Below are 19686 nucleotides of genomic sequence, written 5' to 3'. Positions count from 1 at the left end.
CCCGGCGGCGGCCGCTCCGGCGCCCGCGCCGGCAATCCCCCAGCCGGCCGCCCCTCCCGCCGCAAGCGCGGCGGCTCCCCGGGCCGTGGCGGACGGCAGCGAGGCCATCACGGCGCCCATCATGGGCCGCTTCTTCGCCAAGCCGGATCCGGCCTCGCCGCCCTTCGTGACCGTCGGGAGCGAGGTGGAGGAGGGCACGACCGTGGCGCTCATCGAGGTGATGAAGGTGTTCAACGCGGTCCAGGCCGGCATGCGCGGCGTCATCACCGAGATCTGCGTGGCGGATGCGGAACTGGTCGAATATGGCCAGCCGATGTTCCGCGTGCGGCCCGTCGCGTAGGGAGCTCCGGCCGTGACCGTTTCCCGCGTTCTGATCGCCAACCGCGGCGAGATCGCCGTGCGCGTCATCCGGGCCTGCCAGGGGCTCGGCATCGAAACCGTCCTCGCCGTCTCCGACGCCGACCGGGACAGCATGCCGGCGCGGCTGGCGGACCGGGCGGTGTGCATCGGGCCGGCGAGCGCCTCCGAAAGCTACCTGAGCTACCGGGCGATCGTCGCGGCGGCGCTCGGCACCGGCGCCGATGCCGTCCATCCGGGCTACGGCTTCCTGTCGGAATCGCCCGATCTCGCGGCCGCCTGCGCGGCCGAGGGCCTGACCTTCGTCGGCCCGACCGCCGACCACATCCGCGCGATGGGCAACAAGCTGCAGGCGCGGGCGCTCGCCCGCGAATGCGGGGTTCCCGTCCTGCCCGGATCGGAGAAGGTCCATTCCTACGAGGAGGCGCAGACGCTCGCCGAGCGGATCGGCCTGCCGGTGATGATGAAGGCGGCCGCCGGCGGCGGCGGCCGCGGCATGAAGGTGGTCACCGACTTCAAGGACCTGCGGCAGACCTTCCTCGCCGCCTCGGCCGAGGCGCGCACCGCCTTCGGCGACGACACGCTCTATCTCGAGCGCTTCATCCCGAACGCCCGGCACATCGAGGTGCAGGTCCTCGGTGACAGGCACGGCAACGTCATCCATCTCGGCGAACGCGACTGCTCGCTGCAGCGCCGGCACCAGAAGGTGGTGGAGGAGGCGCCGGCGCCCGCCATCCCGGACACGCTCCGCGCCGAGATCCATGCCGCCGCGGTGACGCTCGCGCGGAACATCGATTACGAGAACGCCGGCACGGTCGAGTTCATCTACGACGAGGACGCCAAGGAGTTCTTCTTCCTGGAGATGAACACCCGGATCCAGGTCGAGCATCCGGTGAGCGAGCTCATCACGGGGATCGATCTCGTGCAGGAGCAGCTCCGCGTCGCGCGCGGCGAGCGGCTGCGCTTCACCCAGGACGACGTGATCTTCCGCGGCCACGCGCTCGAGTGCCGCATCACCGCGGAACTCGCGGCGGAGAACTTCCGGCCGAGCCCCGGCCGGATCACGACCTGGCGGCCGCCGGAAGGCCCGTTCATCCGGCTCGATACCCATTGCTACGAGGGCTACAGCGTCCCGATCTTCTACGATTCGCTGCTGGGCAAGCTGATCGTCTACGGCAGCGACCGCACCGAGGCGATCGAGCGGATGCGGCATGCGCTCGAAAGGTTCAGCGTCGCCGGGGTGGGAACCACGATCGACTTCCTCCGCTTCATGATCGGCCATCCCGATTTCGCGGCGGGGCGCGTGACCACGCATCTGATCGCGGACGTGCTGCCGGACATGCTGGCGAAGAAGAACGCCGCCTGAGCGGGGAGCCGGCGCCGCTAGCGGCGCCGGCCGACGGATCGAAACGGATCTGCGGCAAACGGAAACAGGGAGGTTTTGCGATGAGCGACTATCGAATTCCTGACGACATGCGGGCTTGGGCGGAGACCGCCCGCGGCAGGCTGCACCTCTGGGACGCGTTCGCCGGCAGCCGCACGGCGCTCGTCGTCGTCGACATGCAGAACTATTTCGTCGCGCCGAGCTTTCTCGGCGAATGCAAGGCGGCGAGGGCGATCGTGCCGACGGTCAACCGGCTCGGCCAGGCCGTGCGGGAAGCCGGCGGGCGGGTCGTGTGGGTCGCCAACACGAGCTCCGACACGGAGGAGAGCTGGTCCGTCCGGCATGCCTTCGAATCGCCGGAACGGAGCAGGTCCCGCCTGGATCAGATGCGGCTCGGGACCGAGGGCTGCGAGATCTGGCGCGAGCTCGATGTCCGGCCGGAGGACGGGCGGCTCTTCAAGACGCGCTATTCCGCCTGCCTGCAGGGCTCGTCGGAGCTTCCCTCGTTCCTGCGCGAGAACGGGCTCGATACCTTGCTGATCGCGGGCACCTACACGAATGTCTGCTGCCAGACCTCGGCGCAGGACGCGATGATGCTGAACTTCCAGACGGTGATGGTCTCCGACTGCTGTGCCGGCTCCTCGCCGGAGGCGCATGCCGCGGCGCTCACCAACTTCTTCCGCTTCTTCGGGGATGTCCTCACGGCGGACGAGGTGGTCGAGCGGCTGCGGCGGACGGGTACTGAGGCGGCGGCCGCCTGAGGCCCTGCCGGAGGGCGGGGCACCGCCTGCCGGCGGATCCCGTCGCCCGGAATGGCTGAGAGCTTCCGGGGCCGGCCTCGCCGGCCCCGTATGTTCTTCTACAGCGCGTCGGCGGTCGCGAGCACCGAGGTCGACTGGCTCGAGGCGGAATTGCCGCCATTGCCGTTGACCACGGCCGTCTTGGCATCCTTCACCTGGCGCTCGCCGCAGGTGCCGCGCAGCTGGCGGACGGCCTCGATCGTCGCGAAGGCGCCGTACATGTTGGGGTGGACGCAGGAGAGCCCGCCGCCATTGGTGTTGACCGGCAGCTTGCCGCCCGGCGCGATCGCGCCGTCCTCGACGAACGGCCCGCCCTCTCCCTTCCCGCAGAAGCCGAGATCCTCGAGCGCGAGGATCGTGTTGATCGTGAAGGCGTCGTAGATCTGGACGACGTCCATGTCCTTCGGTCCGAGCCCGGCGGCCGCGAAGGCGCGCTCGCCGGATTCCTTCGAGGGCGTCACCGTCAGGTCCGCCATGTTGGCGACCGAGCGGTGCCAGGCCGCCGTCGCGTTCGAGAGGATGTGGACCGGCTTCTGCTTCAGGTCCTTGGCGCGGTCGGCCCGCGTTATCACGTAGGCCGCGGCGCCGTCGGTCACGAGGCAGCAATCGTAGACCGTGAACGGATCGCTGATCATCCGGGCGTTGAGCACCGTCTCGACGTCGAGCGGCCCGCGCGAGAAGGCCTCCGGATTGAGCTGCGCCCATTTCCGCGCCGCCACGGCCACCTCGGCGAGGTGGCGCCGCGTGGTGCCGTACTGGTACATGTGGCGCGCCGCGATCATCGCGTAGGAGGATGGCGGGTTGAAGGGCCGGTAGGGCGCCTCGTACGGATTGTGGTCGAGCAGGTTCCGCGCCGCCGTGCGCTCCTTGCGTCCGAACGTGGAGGTCCGCTGGTTGCTGCCGTAGCAGACGAGGACCGCATCGCAGAGCCCGGCCGCGAGGGCCAGCATGGCATGCGTCTGGTGGGCGACGAAGGCGGCGCCGCCGACATTGGTGCCCTCGACGAATTTCGGGCGGATGCCGAGATATTCGACGACGTTGAGCGGCCACATGGCGGCGCTCAGATTGGCCGTGCAGATGCCGTCTATGTCCGCCATGGCGAGGCCGGCATCCTCGACCGCCGCCTTGGCGGCCTGTGCCAGGATCTCGAGCTCGCTGAAGCCGGTCGCCTCGCCGCAGCCGGCGGTGCCCACCCCGACGATCGCGACCTTGCCGCGCAGGTCCTTCGCGCTCATCGTGCTCCCTCCGGCCGGAAGACGACCAGTCCGCCGCCGCCCTCTTCGATCACCTCGGCGGCGACCCGCATCCCGATCTTCACCTCGCCCGGCGGAACGCCGTCGACGCGGCTCATCATCCGCACGCCCTCGTCGAGATCGACGAGCGAGACGTTGTAGTCTCCGCCGGCATCCGGCTTCCGCCGCACCGTCGTGGTCGAGTAGACCGTGCCGCTGCCCTTTGGCTCCACCCAGGCGAGGCTCTCGCTCCAGCAATGGGGGCAGATGCTCCGCGGAAAGAACACGTGCTTGCCGCAGGATTCGCAGCGTTGAATCAGAAGTCGCCCTTGGTTCAGGGCTGCGCGGTAATGCGCTTCGGCACCTTGGTCTGGCGCGCCATCCATTCGGCTTCTCCGCTCCCCATGAGAATGAACCTGTTTCGTGCTTCCGCCCTGCGGAAGCCCGGCCCGATCCGGCAGCCCCCGCATAAGGCGCGGCCGTCCGAATGTCCAATTTTCGGCCGGCCGCCCGCAAGCGCGGGATCGGAGCGGCGGCGCGGAATTCCGCCTCTCGGGAGTTTGCGGGCGGCGCTCAGTTGACCCGGTTCAGCATGGCCGCGTGGTCGCCGCGGAGGAAGGCGCCGATATTCGGCAGCAGGACCTTCATCGCGCCTTCCGCGTAGCGGTCGCTCCGCCCGCCGATATGGGGCGTGATGAAGACGTTCGGCATCGTCCAGAGCGGGCTCCCGGCGGGCAGCACGCGCTCCTCGAACACGTCGAGGCCCGCCCCGGCGATCCGGCCTTCGCGGAGGGCGGCGATCAGGGCGGCCTCGTCCACCACGCCGCCTCGCGAGACGTTGATGAAGACGGCGTCGGCGCGCATCGCGCGGAACACGTCCGCGCCGACGAGCCGCCGCGTCTCCGGCGAGAGCGGCAAGAGGCTCACCAGGAAGTCGGCCTCGCCGACCGCCGCGATCAGTTCCTCGCGCGGATAGACCCGGTCGAATCCCGCGACGGGGCGCGGCGTGCGCGTGACCCCGACCACGCGCATCCCGAACGCCTTCAGCACGCCCGCGAGATGCTCGGCGATCGCCCCCATGCCGAGGATCGTGGCGGTGCGCCCGTCGAGCACCCGCGGAATGAAGCGGTCCCAGCGGCTCTCCGCCTGCGCCCGCACGAGCTGCGGCACGCGACGGTAGAAGGCGAACATGTGCAGGACCACGGTTTCCGCCATCTGCGGCCCGTGCGCGCCGCGTCCGCTGGTGAGCACGATGTCCGGCCGCGCCTCGAGGAGCGGCGTCAGGTGGTCGGTGCCGGCGAGGAGGCCCTGGATCCATTTCAGGCGCGGGCTGCGGCTCACATTGTCGCGGTTGAGCCAGCGGCCCATGGCGATCACGGCGTCGGCGTCGGGAAGGGCCGCCTCGGCGCCCGCCTCGTCGGAGACGACGAGCTCGAGCTCCGGGAAGGCAGCGGCGATCAGCCGGCGATAGGGCTCGGGATCGAAATGGACGAGGAGGATGCGCGCCGGCACGTTTCGGCCTTTCGGGACGGATTGCGGAGGGATGCCGGAGCGGCGCTCACGGGAGCGGCTTCTCGCCGCCGGGAACCGGCGCGTCGAAGGCGTTGAGGACCATCGCGGCCATCGTGAAGAAGCCGGCGACGGTCACGAGCTCGATCAGCGCGTCCCGGCCGAGGACGCCTTCGGCCCGGCGGTAGCCCGGTTCGGAGAGCGTCCGCGTCTCGAGGAGCTCGGTCACGGTGTCGTAGACGGCGATCTGGGCGGGCTCGGTGAGGACCGGCCGCCGCTTTTCCCGGATCGCGTCGATGGTTTCGTCGGGCAGGCCCGCCTCCCGGGCGCCGCGCGCATGGATGTACCATTCGTACTGCGCCGACCAGAACCGCGCGACGAGGAGGACGGCGAGCCGGTAGAGCCGGATGTCGAGCGTGCCGCCATGGCGCAGCGCGTTTCCGAGATCATTGGCGTGCCGGGCGACCTCGGGAAGCCGGAGCCAGAGCGCGAAGGGACCGCGCACGGCGCCGTGGCGCGCGGCGGAGATCGCCGCCGCGATCCGCCTCTGCTCGGGCGTCAGCTCCACCTCGGGGATATCCGGCACGCGCGCCATGCGGGCGGCCTCAGGCGCTGCCCGCGCCGGCGGCCGCGGCGCGATCCGCGAGCGCCGCGATCTCCGCCGCGATCCGGTCCGGGATCTCGAGCGGCGTGAAGTGCCGCACATTCTCGATCACCTGGAGCGTGGCGCCGGGAATCGCGCTTTGCATCGCTTCGGCCATTTCCGGCGGCGTGGCGTAATCTTCCGCGCCCACGAGGATCGAGGTCGGCGCGCGGATGCCGCCGAGGCCGGAGCGCAGATCGGCGGCGCCCAGCATGCGGCAGGTCTCGACATAGGCCGGGGTCGCGTTGGCGAGGAAGATGCGCTCCGCCTTCCCGACCATTTCGGGGCTTTTCGCCCGGAATTCGTCCCCGAACCAGCGCGTGCGCTGGAACGGCAGCAGGCTCGCAAGCCCCTCCGCCTCCGCCTTGGCGCCCCGTTCCGCCCATTGCGCCGGCGCGTTGGCGCCGTACCAGGCGGTGGTGTCGATGAGCGCGAGGCCCTCCGTCCTGTCCGGGTGGCGGATGGCGAAGGCGAGCGCCACGCAGCCGCCCATGGAGGAGCCGGCCACGATGGCGGAGCGCCAGCCGACCGCGCTGAGAAGCGCGGCGAGGTCGTCGGCGAAGAGCTCGACCGTGTAGGGCCCCGCCGGCTTGTCCGAGGCGCCGTGGCCGCGGCAATCGTAGACGAGCACCGCATAATCGTCGGCGAGCGCGGCCACCACCGGATCCCAGTAGCTCCGGTCCATCGCCAGGGAATGGACGAGCACGATGCGGCGCCGGGCGCCGGGCGGGGCATGGAGCGTATACGCGATGGCCGTGCCGTCCGGCGCGGTGGCTTGGCCGGAAGCCGGCCTGGACGTCTCAGCAGTCTGCATGTCAGCGAACCTTGTTGTTCTGCCTCGGGCGGGAATTCCGCCGGCCTCTCAGGGTACCGGGACCACCGGCACCAGCAGGTGCGAATCGAAGCTGCCGCCCATGTGGACGGAATGGCTGCCCCTGTTCACCGTCTCCAGATGGGCGAAGCGCGGCGGGTAGTCGATGATGTCGTAGCCCTGCACCACGAGGACGAGCTCGTCGCCGGCGTCGAAGCCGGTGCCCGAGGGCATGATCTCGATCTCGACGGGCACCGGTTCGCCCGGCGTGAGCTTCAGCTCGCGCGCGTGCTTCAGCCAGGGCTGCCAGGGCGTCGAGCGCGCCTCGTCGAGCTCGCGGTGCGAGGCGCGCAGCCAGCCCGCCGCGGCGACGCCCTGCTCGTAATGCTGGAAGTCGGGGAAGAAGACCTCGTGGCCGTGGCGGTCGAACTTCTTGAGCGCGACGTGGAGGTCCATGTCGTCGGCCGCCGCCGCGGACACCCAGAGCCGGAGCTTGGCGTGGCCGACGAGCTCGGTCCGCTCGGCGAAGCGGTACCGGAACGCGAGCCGGTTCGGAGCCGGGGCGCCGCGCTCGGACGCGTAGGTCAGGGTTCCCGGTTCGGCGGCAGGGGATTCGGAGAGGCTGCCGTCGGTCCTGAGGTTCAGCGCGCGATAGCGCGTGCCGGGGATCGGGAAGTCGTCCGCGAAGCGGAAGCGGCCCTCGTAGAAGCGGTCGCGGACCTCGTAGCGCACGCGCGGCAGGTCGCGGATGCCGGTCTCCTCGCCCTTCAGGAAGCAGTCGAGGAAGCGGCGCTGCCGTTCGAGCGCCTCGCGCGAATAGTAATATTCCCACTCCTTGCGGCCGTGGCATTCGAGCCACTTCTCCCGCGAGGCGATCTGCTTGAAGCCCTCGATCGAGCCGCGGGTGTGGAGCCCGCCCGTGGCCCAGCCCGCGACGACATAGGCCGGCACGTCGATCTTCCCGAGCTCCGGGTGCTTGGCCCGCCAGAACTCGTCGAGCAGCGGATGCGCCGCCTGTTCCGCGACGATGTTCTCCGCGCTCGCGCCCTTGGCGACGAACCCCGTCTCGGGGTCCATGCGCCGGCTCCAGAGCGAGCGGAAGAAGCCGGTATCGGGAATCCCGCCGTGGAAGGCGTGCTCGCGATAGGGGTCGTTGAAGCCCTCCCAGGGCACGATGGCCTTCAGGTGCGGCGGGTTCTCGGCCGCCCCCAGCCATTGCGTGAGCGCGAGATAGGAGACGCCGTTCGCGCCGACATTGCCGTCGCTCCAGTCCTGGCGCGCCGCCCATTCCACCAGGTCGTGGAAGTCGAGCCCCATCTGACGGGAGAAGTGCTCGAAGCGCGCGCCGCCGGACCGGTTCGTGCCGCGGCAGTCGGCGACGACGAGCACGTAGCCGTGCGGCACCCAGTAGACCGGGTCCGGATTCTCCCAGGCCGCCCATTCGGAGACGAAGATGTTGCCGGTGAAGGGGATGCGCCCGTACTGCGCGTCCGCGGGATAGCCGTCCTTGCCGTAGGGCGCGAGGGTGACGATCACCGGGTAGCGCCCCGCCGCCGCCGGGCGGAAGACGTTGGTCATCAGCGCCACGCCGTCGCGCATCCCGGCAGGCACGTCCTTGAGGAGGACGATCTCGGCGTCCTTCGGCACGCCGTAGACATTCCGGACGCGGGAATCGGCGACCTTGAAGCGTTCTTCCTGGACGGGCGGCATGCGGGGGAATCCGGGTATCGGTGGAGAGGCGCCATGCGCGCCCCATGCGGCGGCCCGCGGCCCCGGGGCACGGCGCCCCCGGGCCGCACGCGGCCGGTCAGCTGCCGGCCATCACCTTGCCGATCGCCTGCAGCGTCTCGGGCGGGATCTTGGTGAGCTCCTCGACCGCCTGCTGCAGCTCTTCGGCGGAGACCGGCTCGACCGAGATCTTCTGCGCCTTCGCCTCGGCCAGGAAGTCGGGATCTTTCATGGTCTCCTCGAAGGCCTTGCGCATGGTCTCCACCGCCTCCTTCGGCGCGCCCGCCGGGAAGAAGTAGGAGCGTCCGAACGTGGCCGAGGCCGCGACGACCTGGAACGCCTGCCTCTGTTCGTCCGTCTGGGCGAGCTCGAGAAGCGTCGGCACGTCCGGGAGCGCCGGATCGCGCTTCGCGCCGTCGACCACGATCGGCTTCAGCAGCTTCTTCTCGGCATAATGCGGCGCGCCGCTCAGCACGCTCACCCAGGATGCGCCGCGGCCGCAGATCTCGCCCTGCTCCATGGCGAGGTTGGTCGCCGCGACGCCGTCATAGCCGAGCACGATGTCGAACTTCGTCCCGAGGAAGTGGTTCATCATCTGCGGCACGATGAACATCGGGGAGGACTTCGCGGTCGCGCCGACCTTGGTCGCCTCCTTCTTCGCGTCCTCGATGCTCTGCACCGGGCAGGCGTGCCAGAGCGCCAGCATGTTCCGGACCGGCGCGATGCCGCCGACCCACTGCCACTTGGTCACGTCGTAGCGCCCGGATTTCGGGCGGATGAACTGGTTGACCGGGATGGTCTGCTGGGTGATGCCGAAGGCCGTTCCGTCCTGCGGCGCGGCGTTGTCCATGTAGTTGGCGGTGTCGAGCCCGCCGCCGCCGCCGCCCCGATATTCGAGCTCGATGGTCGGGTTGCCCGGAATGTGCTTGGGCAGGTGGTTCGCGAGCGTCCGGCTGTAGGTCGCGTAGCTGCCGTCGGGCGGCGCGCCCACGATCATGATCACGCGCTTGCCGGCGTAGAAATCCTCGGCGAGCGCGTGGCCGGTGAGGCCGATCGCGACCGCAAGCGCGAGACCGGCGATCCGGTATGGCTGGCTTTCCTTCATCTCGTCCTCCCATTTCGAGCGTTGTCGTGCTGAGCCCCGGCTGAAAGGTTCACATGGCGGGGCCCGGACAATCTTATGCAAAGGCGGGTTCCAACTATGTATTTCGGCTATAGCCTGCCGCCTCAGGCAAGCCGGCAGGCCTCCTCGAAGGGAAATCTCGGAAGCCGCTGGAAGATCGCGCGCTCGTCCGCATAGCCGAGGTTGCAGAGGAAGTTCGTCCGCCAGCTCGTTCCGGCGAAGAAGGCCTCGTCGACCTTCGCGCGCGAGAAGCCGGACATCGGCCCGGTGTCGAGCCCGAGCGCGCGCGCCGCGATGAGCAGGTAGGCGCCCTGCAGAGTTCCGTTCAGCAAGGCGTCGTCGCGGGCACGGACCGGATTGTCGACGAACTTGTCCCTGGTGTCCTTGTGCGGATGGAGGAACGGCAGGTGCCGCCAGAATTCCGGGTCGTATGCGACGATCGCCGTCACCGGCGCGCTCTCCACCTTCGCGACGTTGCGCGGATTGAGGCAGGGAACGAGCCGCGCCTTCGCCTCCGGCGAGCGCACGAAGACGAAGCGGCCGGGATTGCCGTTGCCGGAGGTCGGGCCCATCCGCAGGATCTCGTAGAGCCGGCGCAGCAGGTCGTCGGGCACGGGCCGGCTCGACCAGGCATAATGCGAGCGGGCCTCGCGGAAGATCAGGTCGAGCCCGTTCTCGTCGAGCCGCGCGATCCGGGCGCGCAGCTCGCGGACGGCGGCCTGGGCGGCGCGCCGTTCCGGCGTGTCGGGGGGTGCGAGGGGGGCGGTCGCGAGGTCCGTCATGATTGTCCCGCCGCTCCGTCAGTTGAAGGAGAAGAGCCGCTCCTCGGTCGCGTGGATCCGCTCGGGAGAGCCGTCCGCGGCGAGGATGTAGTTGTCGCACACCCAGGACATCATCTCCTTGTGGATGTATGTCGGGTGGACGGCCATGTTCATCCGGTCGGCGAGCGGCATCGTCTCGTCGCCGCGGATGAGGGAGCGCTCGACCATGTCGTAGCCCTGGGCGTGGCCGACGAGGCGCTTGTCCTCCGGCCGGCCGCGCGCGGTCATGAATTCGGTGTAGGTCGCGAACACCTCGGCCGGGCTCGCGCCGGGCACGAGGGCGGAGAGGATCACGTCGCGCGCCTCGAGCGTGAAGGCGAACTCGTCCTCGAGCTTCGCGGGAATTGCGCCGAGGACGAACGTGCGGCCGATCTCGGCGTAGAAGCCGCCCGGCCCGTTGGTCTCGATCAGCAGGCCGAACTGGTCGCCTTCCCGCAGCACGCGGTTCTGGTGGTGGCGCGGCGAGAGCCGCATCGGCGTCCCGACCGGCCCGGACGCGCACAGAAAGATGCCCTGCTCGCTGCCGCCGCGCTGGCACCTGTTCATCGCCACGGCCACCACGTCGCTGTCGCGCATGCCCGGCTCGATCGCGGCGAAGGCGGCGGCGAGGGCCTCGTCCTGGAGGCGCGCCGTCCGCCGGATGAGCTGCAGCTCCTCCTCGCTGCGGATCGCCTTGACGCGGTCCAGCATGTCGGTCGCGTCGACGAAGGTCGCGCCCGGGAGGCTCGCCTCGAGATGCTTCGCGAGCGCATGTGACATCTGCGCCGGGCCGACGAGGCCGATCCTGCCGCGGGCGAAGGGCTGCAGCGCCTGCGCGGCGAGATCGGCGTCGTAGGACGCCGTGTAGCCGGCGGTCACGAAATAGGGCATCGTCAGGATGCGCCTGACGCCGCGCCAGATGCCGTTGCCCTCGTGCGGAAGGTCCGTCACGCCGTCGAAGGGCCCCTGGCGGACGACCGTCATGTCGTCCTCGCGCGGGAACACCACGGTGACGGGATAGCCGTTCGAGGCCGGGTTGTCGGTCAGGTATTTGACCGTCCCGCCCATGTGGTCGTTGTTCGTCTGCGCGACGAGCACGTCGATGCCGTCGCGGGCCATCGCCTCGCGGACGAGGCGCCAGCGCCGTTCCAGCTCCTCCGTGGAGATCGGCGTGTTGAGGCGTTCGGAAAGCTGGGGCAAGTCACCGCTCCTGGTCAGGAAGGCCGCCCGGGCCGCCGGCCTGCGCCGGCAGGCCGAAGAGCGCCTGCGCATTGGTGGACATCATCCGCAGCTTGTCGGCTGCCGAGACGCCGGCAAGGCCGCCGATGAAGCCGACCGGATCCTCCTCCACCTCGCCGCGCGGATAGTCGGTTCCCATGACGATCCGGTCGGCGCCGGCTTGGCGGATGAGCCGGGGCATCATGTCGGGGTCGAACACCACCGAGTCGTAGTAGAAGCGGGGAAAGTACGCGCTGGGGGGCTTCGCGATGTTCCGCTTCGGCTCCGGGCGCGAGTGGAAGGCCCGATCGCCGCGCCCGGAATAATAGGGCAGGTAGCCGCCGCCGTGGGACATCACCACGCGCAGGTCCGGATAGGCGTCCAGCACGCCCTCGTGGATGAGCGAGGCCATCGCGAGGGCCTCCTCGAGCGGCTGGCCGATCGTGTTCCAGAGGAAGAACTTGTGGAGCCGGTCGTCGTGGGTGAAGCCGCGGGGATGGATGATGACGGGCAGGCCGAGCTCCGCCGCGCGTGCCCAGAACGGCCGGAAGGCGGCCTCGCCGACCTCGCGGTTGCGGACGTTCGACGGGATCTGGACGCCGCGCAGGTCGAGCCCGGCTATGTGGTCGAGTTCGCGGAGCGCGAGCCGGACGTCCTGGAGGGGCACCACGCCGATGCCGAGGAAGCGGTCGGGCCGCCGGCGGACGAAGGCGGCGACGCCCTCGTTGCAGGCCCGCGCGATCCTCTGGCCGACCGCCGCCGCGGCCCAGTAGGCGGGGGTCGGCAGGTTCATCGAGACGACCTGGATGTCGATCCCCATCGCGTCCATGTCGGGCAGCCGCGCCTCCGGATGGAGGAGCTTCTCCTCCGTCTGGTCGGCCTGCTCGCGGTGCGCCCGCCTCGATTCCTCCGGAATCCAGTCCCGCTTGCCCGGCCCCGAGCCGCGCAGCTTCACGGCGCGGGTCATCTCGAGCACCTCGGGGATGACGATGTGGCAATGCGCGTCGATCCGCGGATGGCGGCTCTGCTGCCGCGGCGCGCTTTCTCCCGGTCGCTCCGGCGAAGGCTGGCTCAAGGCGGCCACTCCGATTTCTTGTTCTCCCGCGACTGGCCGCAACCTCGCATCGCGGCGGCGGCCGATCCAATGCGAAAGGCCCTCCGCCATATGCGCCTTTTGCATAGGCGCCCGGGCAAATGGATTGGCGCCGGGCTGCCTGCCGCTGCATGGTCGCGGCCGCGAAGCGGAGGAGCATCGGAATGGCGCCGAAGAAGGTCTCGGTCGGATTGGACGAACTGCGGCGGGTGGCGGTCCGGATCTTCGCGGCCCGGGGCATGCCCGAGGCGAATGCGGCGCGCGTCGCGGAGGTCCTGGTCTGGGCCGATGCCGGTGGCCACGGTTCGCACGGCGTCGGACGCATCCCGACCTACCTGAAGTTCATCGAGGCCGGCGATCTCGATCCCGCCGGCGTGCCGCTGGTCGATGTCGATTCCGGCGCGGTGTTCCGGGTCGATGCGCGCCGGACCGCGGGAGCGGCCGCGCTTTCGCTCGCCGTCGGCATGGCGGAGGAGCGCGCGCGGCGGCACGGCGTCGCCTTCGGCGTGGTCGGCCACACCACCCATATCGGCGCCGCCGGCTATTATGCGCAGCGCCTCGCCGAGGCCGGGCTCGTCGGCATCGTCCTCAGCGCCGGGGTGCCGCTGATGGCCTATCACGGCACCAAGGTCGCCTCGGTCGCGACCGCGCCGCTTTCGGTCGCGATCCCCGCCGGCGACAGGCCGCCGCTTCTCCTCGACATGGCGAGCAGCGTCGTGGCGCTCGGCAAGATCCGCCAGGCCCTCGCGAACGGCACGCCGCTCCAGCCCGGCTGGGCGCTGACGGCCGACGGCAGACCCACCACCGATCCGGCGGAGGCCGGGATCCAGCTCCCGCTCGGCGGGGCGAAGGGCGCCGGGCTCGCGCTCATGTTCGAGGCGATCGCGAGTCTGCTCGGCAGCGCCCCGGTGCTGGTCGAAGCGCTCGGCGGCGCGGGTCGGCGCCGCCACGTCCAGAACGCCGCCCTGATCGCCGTCGACGTCGCGAAGTTCAGGGAGCCGGCCGGGTTCGCCGCCGACGTGGCGGCGCTCGTCGACACGCTGAAGCGCCTGCCGAAGGCCGAGGGGGTCGAGGAAATCCTGATGCCGGGCGAGCGCTCGCAGGCGCTGCGGGCGCGGGCGGCGGCGCGCGGCGTCGAGATCCGGGCGGACCTCTGGGACGAGCTGCAGGCGCTCGCGCGCGCCTGAGGGCGGCCCGTCAGGCCTCCGGTTCCCTGTCCCTGAGAAGGCTCAGGAGCTCGCCCTCGGCAAGCCGCCAGGCATGCACGACGATGTCGCGGAAGCCGTTCCGGTGGAACGGCTCCTCGCGCATGATCGCCTCGACCTCGCCGAGCGAGGCGCCGCGCAGGATGAACACGCCGCGTCCGAGCACCTTGCCGCTCGCCTCGTCGACGAGCGGCCCGCCTGCGACGAGCCGGCCCGAATGTTCGAGCGCGTTCACGAAGGCGAAGTGCTCGCCGCGGATTGCCGAGCGGTCGCCCGCGCCCTCGCGCGGCTCCATGAAGACCATGTAGAGCCGCATGCCCTCGGCGGCGCGGCGCGCCCGTTCTTTCTCGACGTCCAGTTCGGCCACGGGGATCTCCATCGCCTCAGACGAGGCTCAGCCAGCGGTTCGAGCGCATCCAGGTGAAAAGGTCGCCGAGCCAGGCGGGCGCCCAGGTGACGTGCACCACGAGATGGAAGAGGACGTAGATGGAGCCCATCACGATCCCGGTGAGGAGCAGGGTGGTCGCCCAGCTCTCCCGCTCGTAGAGCTTCAGATAGAGCAGCATGAAGAGCGCGCAGGCCGGCAGCAGCCCGATCGTCGTCGCGGCCAGCACGATGAAGACGCACCACGCGGCGACCGCGAAGAGCCGCCGCCAGAACGTCGCATTGTCGATCCCGCCGAAATCCGTGCCGAAATCCATGTGCATGCCGGTCTCCGGAACGACATGCTCGAAGCCGGGGGCGGGGACGAAGGTCCGGCGCACGAAGAGCTGGACGAAGAGCATCGCCGTCAGCGCGAGCCCGATGCCTGCGACCACGCGCGGCATGAGATAGCTCCGGAACTCCCAGCCGAGCGTGCTCGCGCAGGCATAGCCGAAGAAGAGCAGCGCGGCGGCCGCCATCGCGAGCTGCGCCTTCGGCACGCTTCCTCCGGCGAAGGAGCGGACGTAGCGCCCCTTCGTGCCGAGCGCGCGCTGGCGGCGCCAGGACGCCACGATCGGAGCGCCGAGGCCGAAAAGCGTGACGAGGAGGATCGTGGCCGTGATCGGGCGCGTCATCCAGCTCCAGCCGTAGACGTTGGCCGTGATGAAGGCGTTCGCCTCGAGCAGCTGGCCGAGCACGACCCCGAGAATCATCGGCGAGCGGGGCCAGGCGAGCCGCTTCATGACGAAGCCCAGCACGCCGAAGGCCAGCAGCACGTAGAGGTCGCCCCAGGCGCGCTTGCCCTCGAACGCCCCGAGATAGATGATCACCAGCACGCAGGGGGCGAGGAGCCCGATCCTGACCAGCGCGATGCGCGCGATCTGGTTGGCGAAGACGAAGCAGATGCCGCAGGCGAGCACGTTGGCGAGCGCGATGCTCCAGACCAGCGTGTAGGTGACGTCGAGATGCTCTCCGAGCATGCCCGGCCCCGGCACCACGCCCTGGTAGAGCAGGGCGGCCAGGAACAGCACCATCGAGGCCGAGCCCGGGATGCCGAAGGCGATCGTCGGGACCAGCGACCCGCCCTCCTTGGCGTTGTTGGAGGATTCCGAGGCGAGCACGCCGCGCACGTCGCCCTTGCCGAACGTTTCGCGGGCGCCCTTCTCGGTCCGCGTCGCATGGGCGTAGGCGACCCAGTCGATCACGGGCGCGCCGATGCCCGGAATGGCGCCGAGGATCGAGCCGAGCGCGGAGCAGCGCAGCACCAGGAACCAGTTGCGGATGGTGTCCTGGAAGCCCTTCCATTGCGCTGCCATGGTGACGTGGATCGGCCCGCCTTCGCGGGCGATCGCGCTGCGCTGGATCATCAGGTCGGCGATCTCGGGGAGCGCGAAGAGGCCGAGGGTGATCGGGATGATGGGGATGCCGTCGTAGAGATAGATCGTGTCGAAGATCCAGCGCAGCTCACCGATGTCGTCCTCGCCGACGGTGGCGAGAAGGAGCCCGGCGCAGGCGACCATCAGCCCCTTGACCGGCGAGTTGCCGGAGAGCGAGGCGGCGAGCGAGATGCCGAAGATGGTGACGGCGAGCATTTCGGGCTTGGCGATCGAGAGCACCGCGGGGCGCACCGCCGGGATCAGGAAGGCGAGCAGGATCGCCCCGAACAGGCCGCCGAGCACGGATGCGGCGAAGGCGGCGCCGAGCGCGCGGCCCGCCTCGCCGCGCCGCGCCATCGGATAGCCGTCGAGCACGGTCGCCGCCGAGCCGATGCCGCCGGGGACGCCGAAGAGGATGGCCGGGATCGCGTCGGAGGTGGCGCCCACCGCGGCAAGGCCCATCATGAAGGCCATCGCCGTGAACGGGTCCATGCTGAAGGTGAAGGGCAAAAGGAGCGTCAGCCCGACCAGTCCGCCGACCCCGGGAACCACGCCGAGAAAGAGCCCGATCAGCACGCCGCCGGCCAGGAGGCCCAGCCGCGCAGGCTGGAACAGGGTTTCCATGGCGCTGAGCGCCGCCTGCAGCACGTGTGCGTCCACCGATCCCTCCCCCAGGCTGCCCCCGCGCCGCTCCGGCTCGTCGTGCGTTCCGGCTTCTCAGGCCGGATTGGCCGTGCCGGCATGCAGGCCGCGGCGCGGGGCGCTCTGCCCCTCCTTCCGGTCGACCGGGAAGAACCGGCCGAGCCAGTCGACCACCACCGTCCGCACGCGCGTGTTGCTCTCGTCGAACATGAAGTGGTCGGTCTCGGCGAAGAGATGCAGGTCCTTCGGCTGGCCGGCGCGCTCGTACATGGCCATCGACTGCTCCGTCGGCGTCACCGAATCCTCGGAGCTGTGGAGGAGCAGGAGCGGCCGCGGCGCGATGTTGCCGACGACGTCCTCGGCGCGGAAGTCGAACATGCTCTGCGCGGTCTCGACCGGGAAGGTCAGGATCGAGCCCTCGATCAGGTGCCCGCGCAGATGGTCCGGGATCGGCACGATGTCGTAGCGGGAGACCCGGAGGGATTCGCCCGTCGCCTCCTTGTGCCGGCGGCCTTCCTGCAGCATCGCGAGGAAGCGGGCATAGGCGTCGGGCGTCGCGTGCTGGCCGCGGAACTTGCGCTCGCCGTTGCCCCAGCCGCCGGAGGAGACCACGCAGGCGACGCGCTCGTCGACGCCGGCCGTGTAGACCGCGACCGCCGCGCCGAAGCTCGAGCCGAGCAGCCCGATCCGGTCTGCCTCCACCTCCGGCTGGCTCGCCACCACGGAAAGCGCGGCGCGGGTGTCGGAGACCTGCTCGGTGCAGATCAGCCGGCCGCGTTCGCCCTCGCTCTCGCCGCAGCCGCGCATGTCGAAGCGGAAGGTCGCGTAGCCGAGCTCGCTCAGCATCTGGACCGGCTTCAGCACGTTGCCGGCCTTCTTGTTGCTGCCGAAGCCGTGCAGGACGATGAAGGCGGGCCGCCGCTCGCCGGGCCGAAGCCCGTCGGGCAGTCGCAGGATGCCGGACAGCGACAGGCCGTCCGACTGGAAACGGACGCTCCGCTCCATCATGACCTCGGAATGTCTTGGTTATGTCGGTCCGGCTATGCGGCTTCGGCGTAGGAGACGATCCCGACGCCGGTCGCCCACGGCTCGACCGCTTCGTAGGCGACCACGCGCGGCCGCTTCTCGCCCATGATGCCGGCGAGGCAGATCCAGGCGAGAAGCTCGAGCGTGCCCGCGCCGGCCTTCAGGATCTCCGCATCCGTATAGGCGCCGAGCCGGTCGAGATCGGCGTTGGTCAGGCTCTCGAGGAATTCCGAATCGAAGGCGCGGTCGATGAAGCCGTGGTTGATCTCCCCCGGGTCGTGCGAAAGCCCGCCGGTCGCCACGATGGCGATCCGCTCGCCCGATTCCTCCAGCAGCGGCCTGAGCGTCCTGCCGAGCGCCAGGCAGCGGCGCGCGGTCGGGCGCGGCGTCGCCAGCGTGTTGAACATGAGCGGCACCACCTTCATGTCCATCTGCGGCGTGATGAAGCTGAGCGGCACCATGGAGCCGTGGTCGAGCTTCAGCTCGTCCGAATAGTTGAGCTCGAAGCCGTTCTCGTAGCAGTGCTCGAGGATCGCGTTGGCGAGCGCCGGATTGCCGGGGACGTTGGACTTCGCGACCCGGAGCCACGGCTCCAGCGGCCCCTCGAAGCTCTCGCCGCGCCCGATGCAGAACGCCCCGATATGGTCGAGGAAGAAGTTCGCCCAGTGCTCCGAGGTCAGGAGCAGGATGGTGTCGGGCTTCGACGCCACCAGTTCCTCGTGCACGGACTTGTAGCCGTTCACGAAGCGGTCGACCTGCTCCTTCGGCGCCTTCTCGGTCCAGGCGGTGATGCCGGGCGCGTGGCTGCCGGCGCAGGCGAATACGATGGACATGGTGTCAACCCCTGATGGCCTTGAGGTAGTCCGGCTCGGGAACCTGGTGGAGCAGCGTGAACGGCCTGAGGATCAGCCCGTGCGCCCCCGACCGGTAGAGCGTGCCGATGTCGAGCTCGCGGATCGCGCGCTTCTCCTCGTCGGTGAGGTCGTAGCGGTCGAGCACGCTGTCCTTCGACTTGAAGAATTCCTCGCGGATTCCAGGGTTGCGATTGATGTCGCGCAGCACCTTGTTGAGCGAATAGGCACCCATCCGACCGCCTCGTCCCATGCCGCGGAACGCCAGGACGGCGTTCCCGGTGCGCCGGTCTGACCTGCGGGACCGGAGGGCCCGCGGACCGGCATCTTCACCGCTCCATCCTGAACCAGCCGGGTGGTTTGTCGCTATGCAAAGCTACCGGCCGGCTATAGAATTTCTGCATAAAGATGCCGTCCGGACGCGATCTGCATAACTCGGGCGCCCAGGAGGACCGTTTGCATCGCCTCAGCCGCAACATCCCGACCATGCTGAGCCTGCTCAAGATCACCGAGCACGGCAGCATCAACAAGGCGGCGGAAGTGCTCCACATCTCCCAGCCGGCGCTGACGCGCAGCGTCGGTCGGCTCGAGGCCGTGCTCGGCGTGCCGCTCCTGGAACGCACCGCGCGCGGCGTGCACGCCACCCCGTTCGGTGAGGTCGTGCTCGCGCGTGCCCGCAACATCGAGATCGAGCTCAGGAACGCGGAGCGCGATATCGCAGCACTTCGCAACAGCGTGGCCGGGGCGCTCAGGATTGGCGCGACGCCCCTCGTCGCGGGCTATTTCATGCCGGCCGCGCTGGAGGCGATCTATTCGGCCTTTCCCGAGACGCCGGTGCGCCTCGTCGAGGGCACCCGGCCGGAACTTCTCGGCATGCTCCGCCGCAAGGAGCTCGATTTCGTCGTCTCCACCTTCCCGTTCGACCAGAAGGAGCCGGACCTCGACCAGCATCCGCTTTTCGAGCTCGACCTTCGCGTCGTCGTGCGCGCCTCCCATCCGCTCGCCACGAGCGAAAGGCTGCTGCTGCGCGACATCGCGCATTACCGCTGGATCCTGCCGCGGGCGGACAGCGCGCTCTACAAGCGGGTGGAGCGCGATTTCCTGCGCGCCGGCGTCGCGTTCCCCGGCTCGGTGATCGAGACGTCGTCGCTGGAGACGACACGGTCGCTCGTCACGGCGACCGATTTGGTGGCGATCCTGCCCTTGCGCGCCGTCACGCCGGCGGTCGCGAACGGCACGCTCGCGATCCTCTCCGGCGACTGGAGCTTCGAGCACCGCACGGTCGGCGTCTTCCTCCGGGAGGGGCAGGAGATGCCGCCCTCCTGCCGGATCCTGATGCGGCTCCTCAGGAACATGCCGGCGCCGCGGCCGCGGCGGGCGAAGCCGGGGCCAGCCGCCGGCGAGGCACGGCTCGCGGCGGAGGCCTGAGCCGCGCGGCGTTCGCGTTGCGGAAGCGCCGGACCGG

The 19686-nt window shown here is 70.0% G+C and carries 20 protein-coding genes; 5 read left to right on the top strand and 15 right to left on the bottom strand.

What is annotated here, in order from left to right; genetic code table 11:
- The 3 genes from E4O86_RS17500 to E4O86_RS17490 all read left to right on the top strand — a co-directional run.
- A partial coding sequence (locus tag E4O86_RS17500) for an acetyl-CoA carboxylase biotin carboxyl carrier protein (protein ID WP_205520946.1) occupies nucleotides 1-340 on the top strand: 340 nt, incomplete at its 5' end.
- Nucleotides 341-352: 12 nt separating this feature from the next.
- On the top strand, nucleotides 353-1723 hold the full coding sequence (locus E4O86_RS17495; RefSeq protein WP_161141843.1) for an acetyl-CoA carboxylase biotin carboxylase subunit: 1371 nt from the start codon (nucleotides 353-355) through the stop codon (nucleotides 1721-1723).
- A gap of 80 nt (nucleotides 1724-1803) precedes the next feature.
- Entirely contained in the window at nucleotides 1804-2502 is a 699-nt protein-coding gene (locus E4O86_RS17490) for an isochorismatase family protein (RefSeq protein WP_205520945.1), read from the top strand.
- A 98-nt stretch (nucleotides 2503-2600) separates the two neighbouring features.
- On the opposite strand, the gene E4O86_RS17485 is transcribed toward E4O86_RS17490, so the two are convergent.
- From E4O86_RS17485 to E4O86_RS17440, 10 genes are all read right to left on the bottom strand, one after another.
- Nucleotides 2601-3776 carry a thiolase gene (locus E4O86_RS17485; RefSeq protein ID WP_161141842.1) on the bottom strand — a complete coding sequence of 392 codons (1176 nt, stop codon included), beginning with the start codon at nucleotides 3774-3776 and terminating at the stop codon, nucleotides 2601-2603.
- On the bottom strand, nucleotides 3773-4159 hold the full coding sequence (locus E4O86_RS17480) for a Zn-ribbon domain-containing OB-fold protein (RefSeq protein WP_161141841.1): 387 nt from the start codon (nucleotides 4157-4159) through the stop codon (nucleotides 3773-3775). The genes E4O86_RS17485 and E4O86_RS17480 overlap by 4 nt, the downstream gene beginning before the upstream one ends.
- A gap of 187 nt (nucleotides 4160-4346) precedes the next feature.
- Nucleotides 4347-5285: an NAD(P)-dependent oxidoreductase gene (locus E4O86_RS17475; protein WP_161141840.1), complete on the bottom strand. Its 939-nt coding sequence runs from the start codon at nucleotides 5283-5285 to the stop codon at nucleotides 4347-4349.
- A 46-nt stretch (nucleotides 5286-5331) separates the two neighbouring features.
- The gene (locus tag E4O86_RS17470; RefSeq protein WP_161141839.1) at nucleotides 5332-5877 is read right to left on the bottom strand and encodes a carboxymuconolactone decarboxylase family protein; all 546 of its coding nucleotides are present in this window, start codon (nucleotides 5875-5877) and stop codon (nucleotides 5332-5334) included.
- A gap of 10 nt (nucleotides 5878-5887) precedes the next feature.
- Nucleotides 5888-6739 (bottom strand): alpha/beta fold hydrolase, encoded by an 852-nt coding sequence (locus E4O86_RS17465; RefSeq protein ID WP_161141838.1) that lies wholly within the window; start codon nucleotides 6737-6739, stop codon nucleotides 5888-5890.
- 48 nt (nucleotides 6740-6787) lie between these two features.
- A complete protein-coding gene (locus E4O86_RS17460; protein ID WP_161141837.1) occupies nucleotides 6788-8446 on the bottom strand; it encodes a CocE/NonD family hydrolase in 1659 nt (552 codons plus the stop codon).
- Nucleotides 8447-8543: 97 nt separating this feature from the next.
- On the bottom strand, nucleotides 8544-9569 hold the full coding sequence (locus E4O86_RS17455) for a Bug family tripartite tricarboxylate transporter substrate binding protein (protein WP_161141836.1): 1026 nt from the start codon (nucleotides 9567-9569) through the stop codon (nucleotides 8544-8546).
- A gap of 122 nt (nucleotides 9570-9691) precedes the next feature.
- Nucleotides 9692-10369 (bottom strand): malonic semialdehyde reductase, encoded by a 678-nt coding sequence (locus E4O86_RS17450; RefSeq protein WP_161141835.1) that lies wholly within the window; start codon nucleotides 10367-10369, stop codon nucleotides 9692-9694.
- 18 nt (nucleotides 10370-10387) lie between these two features.
- Nucleotides 10388-11587, bottom strand: a complete 1200-nt coding sequence (locus E4O86_RS17445) for a M24 family metallopeptidase (RefSeq protein WP_161141834.1) — start codon at nucleotides 11585-11587, stop codon at nucleotides 10388-10390.
- A gap of 1 nt (nucleotide 11588) precedes the next feature.
- On the bottom strand, nucleotides 11589-12680 hold the full coding sequence (locus E4O86_RS17440) for an amidohydrolase family protein (protein WP_161141833.1): 1092 nt from the start codon (nucleotides 12678-12680) through the stop codon (nucleotides 11589-11591).
- Nucleotides 12681-12862: 182 nt separating this feature from the next.
- Between E4O86_RS17440 and E4O86_RS17435 the strand changes: the two genes are divergently transcribed.
- Entirely contained in the window at nucleotides 12863-13885 is a 1023-nt protein-coding gene (locus tag E4O86_RS17435; protein ID WP_161141832.1) for an Ldh family oxidoreductase, read from the top strand.
- 10 nt (nucleotides 13886-13895) lie between these two features.
- Here the strand turns inward: E4O86_RS17435 and E4O86_RS17430 are convergent, their stop codons facing one another.
- Genes E4O86_RS17430 through E4O86_RS17410 form a run of 5 tightly spaced genes read right to left on the bottom strand, consistent with a single transcriptional unit; the run spans nucleotide 13896 to nucleotide 18456 of the window.
- Nucleotides 13896-14270 (bottom strand): YciI family protein, encoded by a 375-nt coding sequence (locus tag E4O86_RS17430; RefSeq protein WP_161141831.1) that lies wholly within the window; start codon nucleotides 14268-14270, stop codon nucleotides 13896-13898.
- A 16-nt stretch (nucleotides 14271-14286) separates the two neighbouring features.
- A complete protein-coding gene (locus E4O86_RS17425) occupies nucleotides 14287-16362 on the bottom strand; it encodes a tripartite tricarboxylate transporter permease (RefSeq protein ID WP_161141830.1) in 2076 nt (691 codons plus the stop codon).
- A 57-nt stretch (nucleotides 16363-16419) separates the two neighbouring features.
- Nucleotides 16420-17349, bottom strand: a complete 930-nt coding sequence (locus E4O86_RS17420; RefSeq protein WP_161141829.1) for an alpha/beta hydrolase — start codon at nucleotides 17347-17349, stop codon at nucleotides 16420-16422.
- Nucleotides 17350-17384: 35 nt separating this feature from the next.
- The gene (locus E4O86_RS17415; RefSeq protein ID WP_161141828.1) at nucleotides 17385-18203 is read right to left on the bottom strand and encodes a DODA-type extradiol aromatic ring-opening family dioxygenase; all 819 of its coding nucleotides are present in this window, start codon (nucleotides 18201-18203) and stop codon (nucleotides 17385-17387) included.
- 4 nt (nucleotides 18204-18207) lie between these two features.
- Nucleotides 18208-18456 carry a hypothetical protein gene (locus tag E4O86_RS17410; RefSeq protein ID WP_161141827.1) on the bottom strand — a complete coding sequence of 83 codons (249 nt, stop codon included), beginning with the start codon at nucleotides 18454-18456 and terminating at the stop codon, nucleotides 18208-18210.
- Between the two features lie 221 nt (nucleotides 18457-18677).
- Between E4O86_RS17410 and E4O86_RS17405 the strand changes: the two genes are divergently transcribed.
- Nucleotides 18678-19649, top strand: coding sequence for a LysR family transcriptional regulator (locus tag E4O86_RS17405; protein ID WP_161141826.1), 972 nt, complete (start codon nucleotides 18678-18680; stop codon nucleotides 19647-19649).
- Nucleotides 19650-19686: the final 37 nt, after the last annotated feature.

The organism is Propylenella binzhouense (assembly GCF_009866965.1).
GTDB classification, from domain to species: domain Bacteria; phylum Pseudomonadota; class Alphaproteobacteria; order Rhizobiales; family Afifellaceae; genus Propylenella; species Propylenella binzhouense.
This window is presented reverse-complemented; position numbering and strand designations above follow the sequence as displayed.

Coding starts and splice junctions, on each gene's coding strand:
- E4O86_RS17490 (WP_205520945.1), top strand. CDS start 1,804: ATGAGCGACTATCGAATTCCTGACGACATGCGGGCTTGGGCGGAGACC.
- E4O86_RS17485 (WP_161141842.1), bottom strand. CDS start 3,776: ATGAGCGCGAAGGACCTGCGCGGCAAGGTCGCGATCGTCGGGGTGGGC.
- E4O86_RS17480 (WP_161141841.1), bottom strand. CDS start 4,159: ATGGATGGCGCGCCAGACCAAGGTGCCGAAGCGCATTACCGCGCAGCC.
- E4O86_RS17470 (WP_161141839.1), bottom strand. CDS start 5,877: ATGGCGCGCGTGCCGGATATCCCCGAGGTGGAGCTGACGCCCGAGCAG.
- E4O86_RS17465 (WP_161141838.1), bottom strand. CDS start 6,739: ATGCAGACTGCTGAGACGTCCAGGCCGGCTTCCGGCCAAGCCACCGCG.
- E4O86_RS17460 (WP_161141837.1), bottom strand. CDS start 8,446: ATGCCGCCCGTCCAGGAAGAACGCTTCAAGGTCGCCGATTCCCGCGTC.
- E4O86_RS17455 (WP_161141836.1), bottom strand. CDS start 9,569: ATGAAGGAAAGCCAGCCATACCGGATCGCCGGTCTCGCGCTTGCGGTC.
- E4O86_RS17450 (WP_161141835.1), bottom strand. CDS start 10,369: ATGACGGACCTCGCGACCGCCCCCCTCGCACCCCCCGACACGCCGGAA.
- E4O86_RS17435 (WP_161141832.1), top strand. CDS start 12,863: ATGGCGCCGAAGAAGGTCTCGGTCGGATTGGACGAACTGCGGCGGGTG.
- E4O86_RS17420 (WP_161141829.1), bottom strand. CDS start 17,349: ATGGAGCGGAGCGTCCGTTTCCAGTCGGACGGCCTGTCGCTGTCCGGC.
- E4O86_RS17415 (WP_161141828.1), bottom strand. CDS start 18,203: ATGTCCATCGTATTCGCCTGCGCCGGCAGCCACGCGCCCGGCATCACC.
- E4O86_RS17410 (WP_161141827.1), bottom strand. CDS start 18,456: ATGGGTGCCTATTCGCTCAACAAGGTGCTGCGCGACATCAATCGCAAC.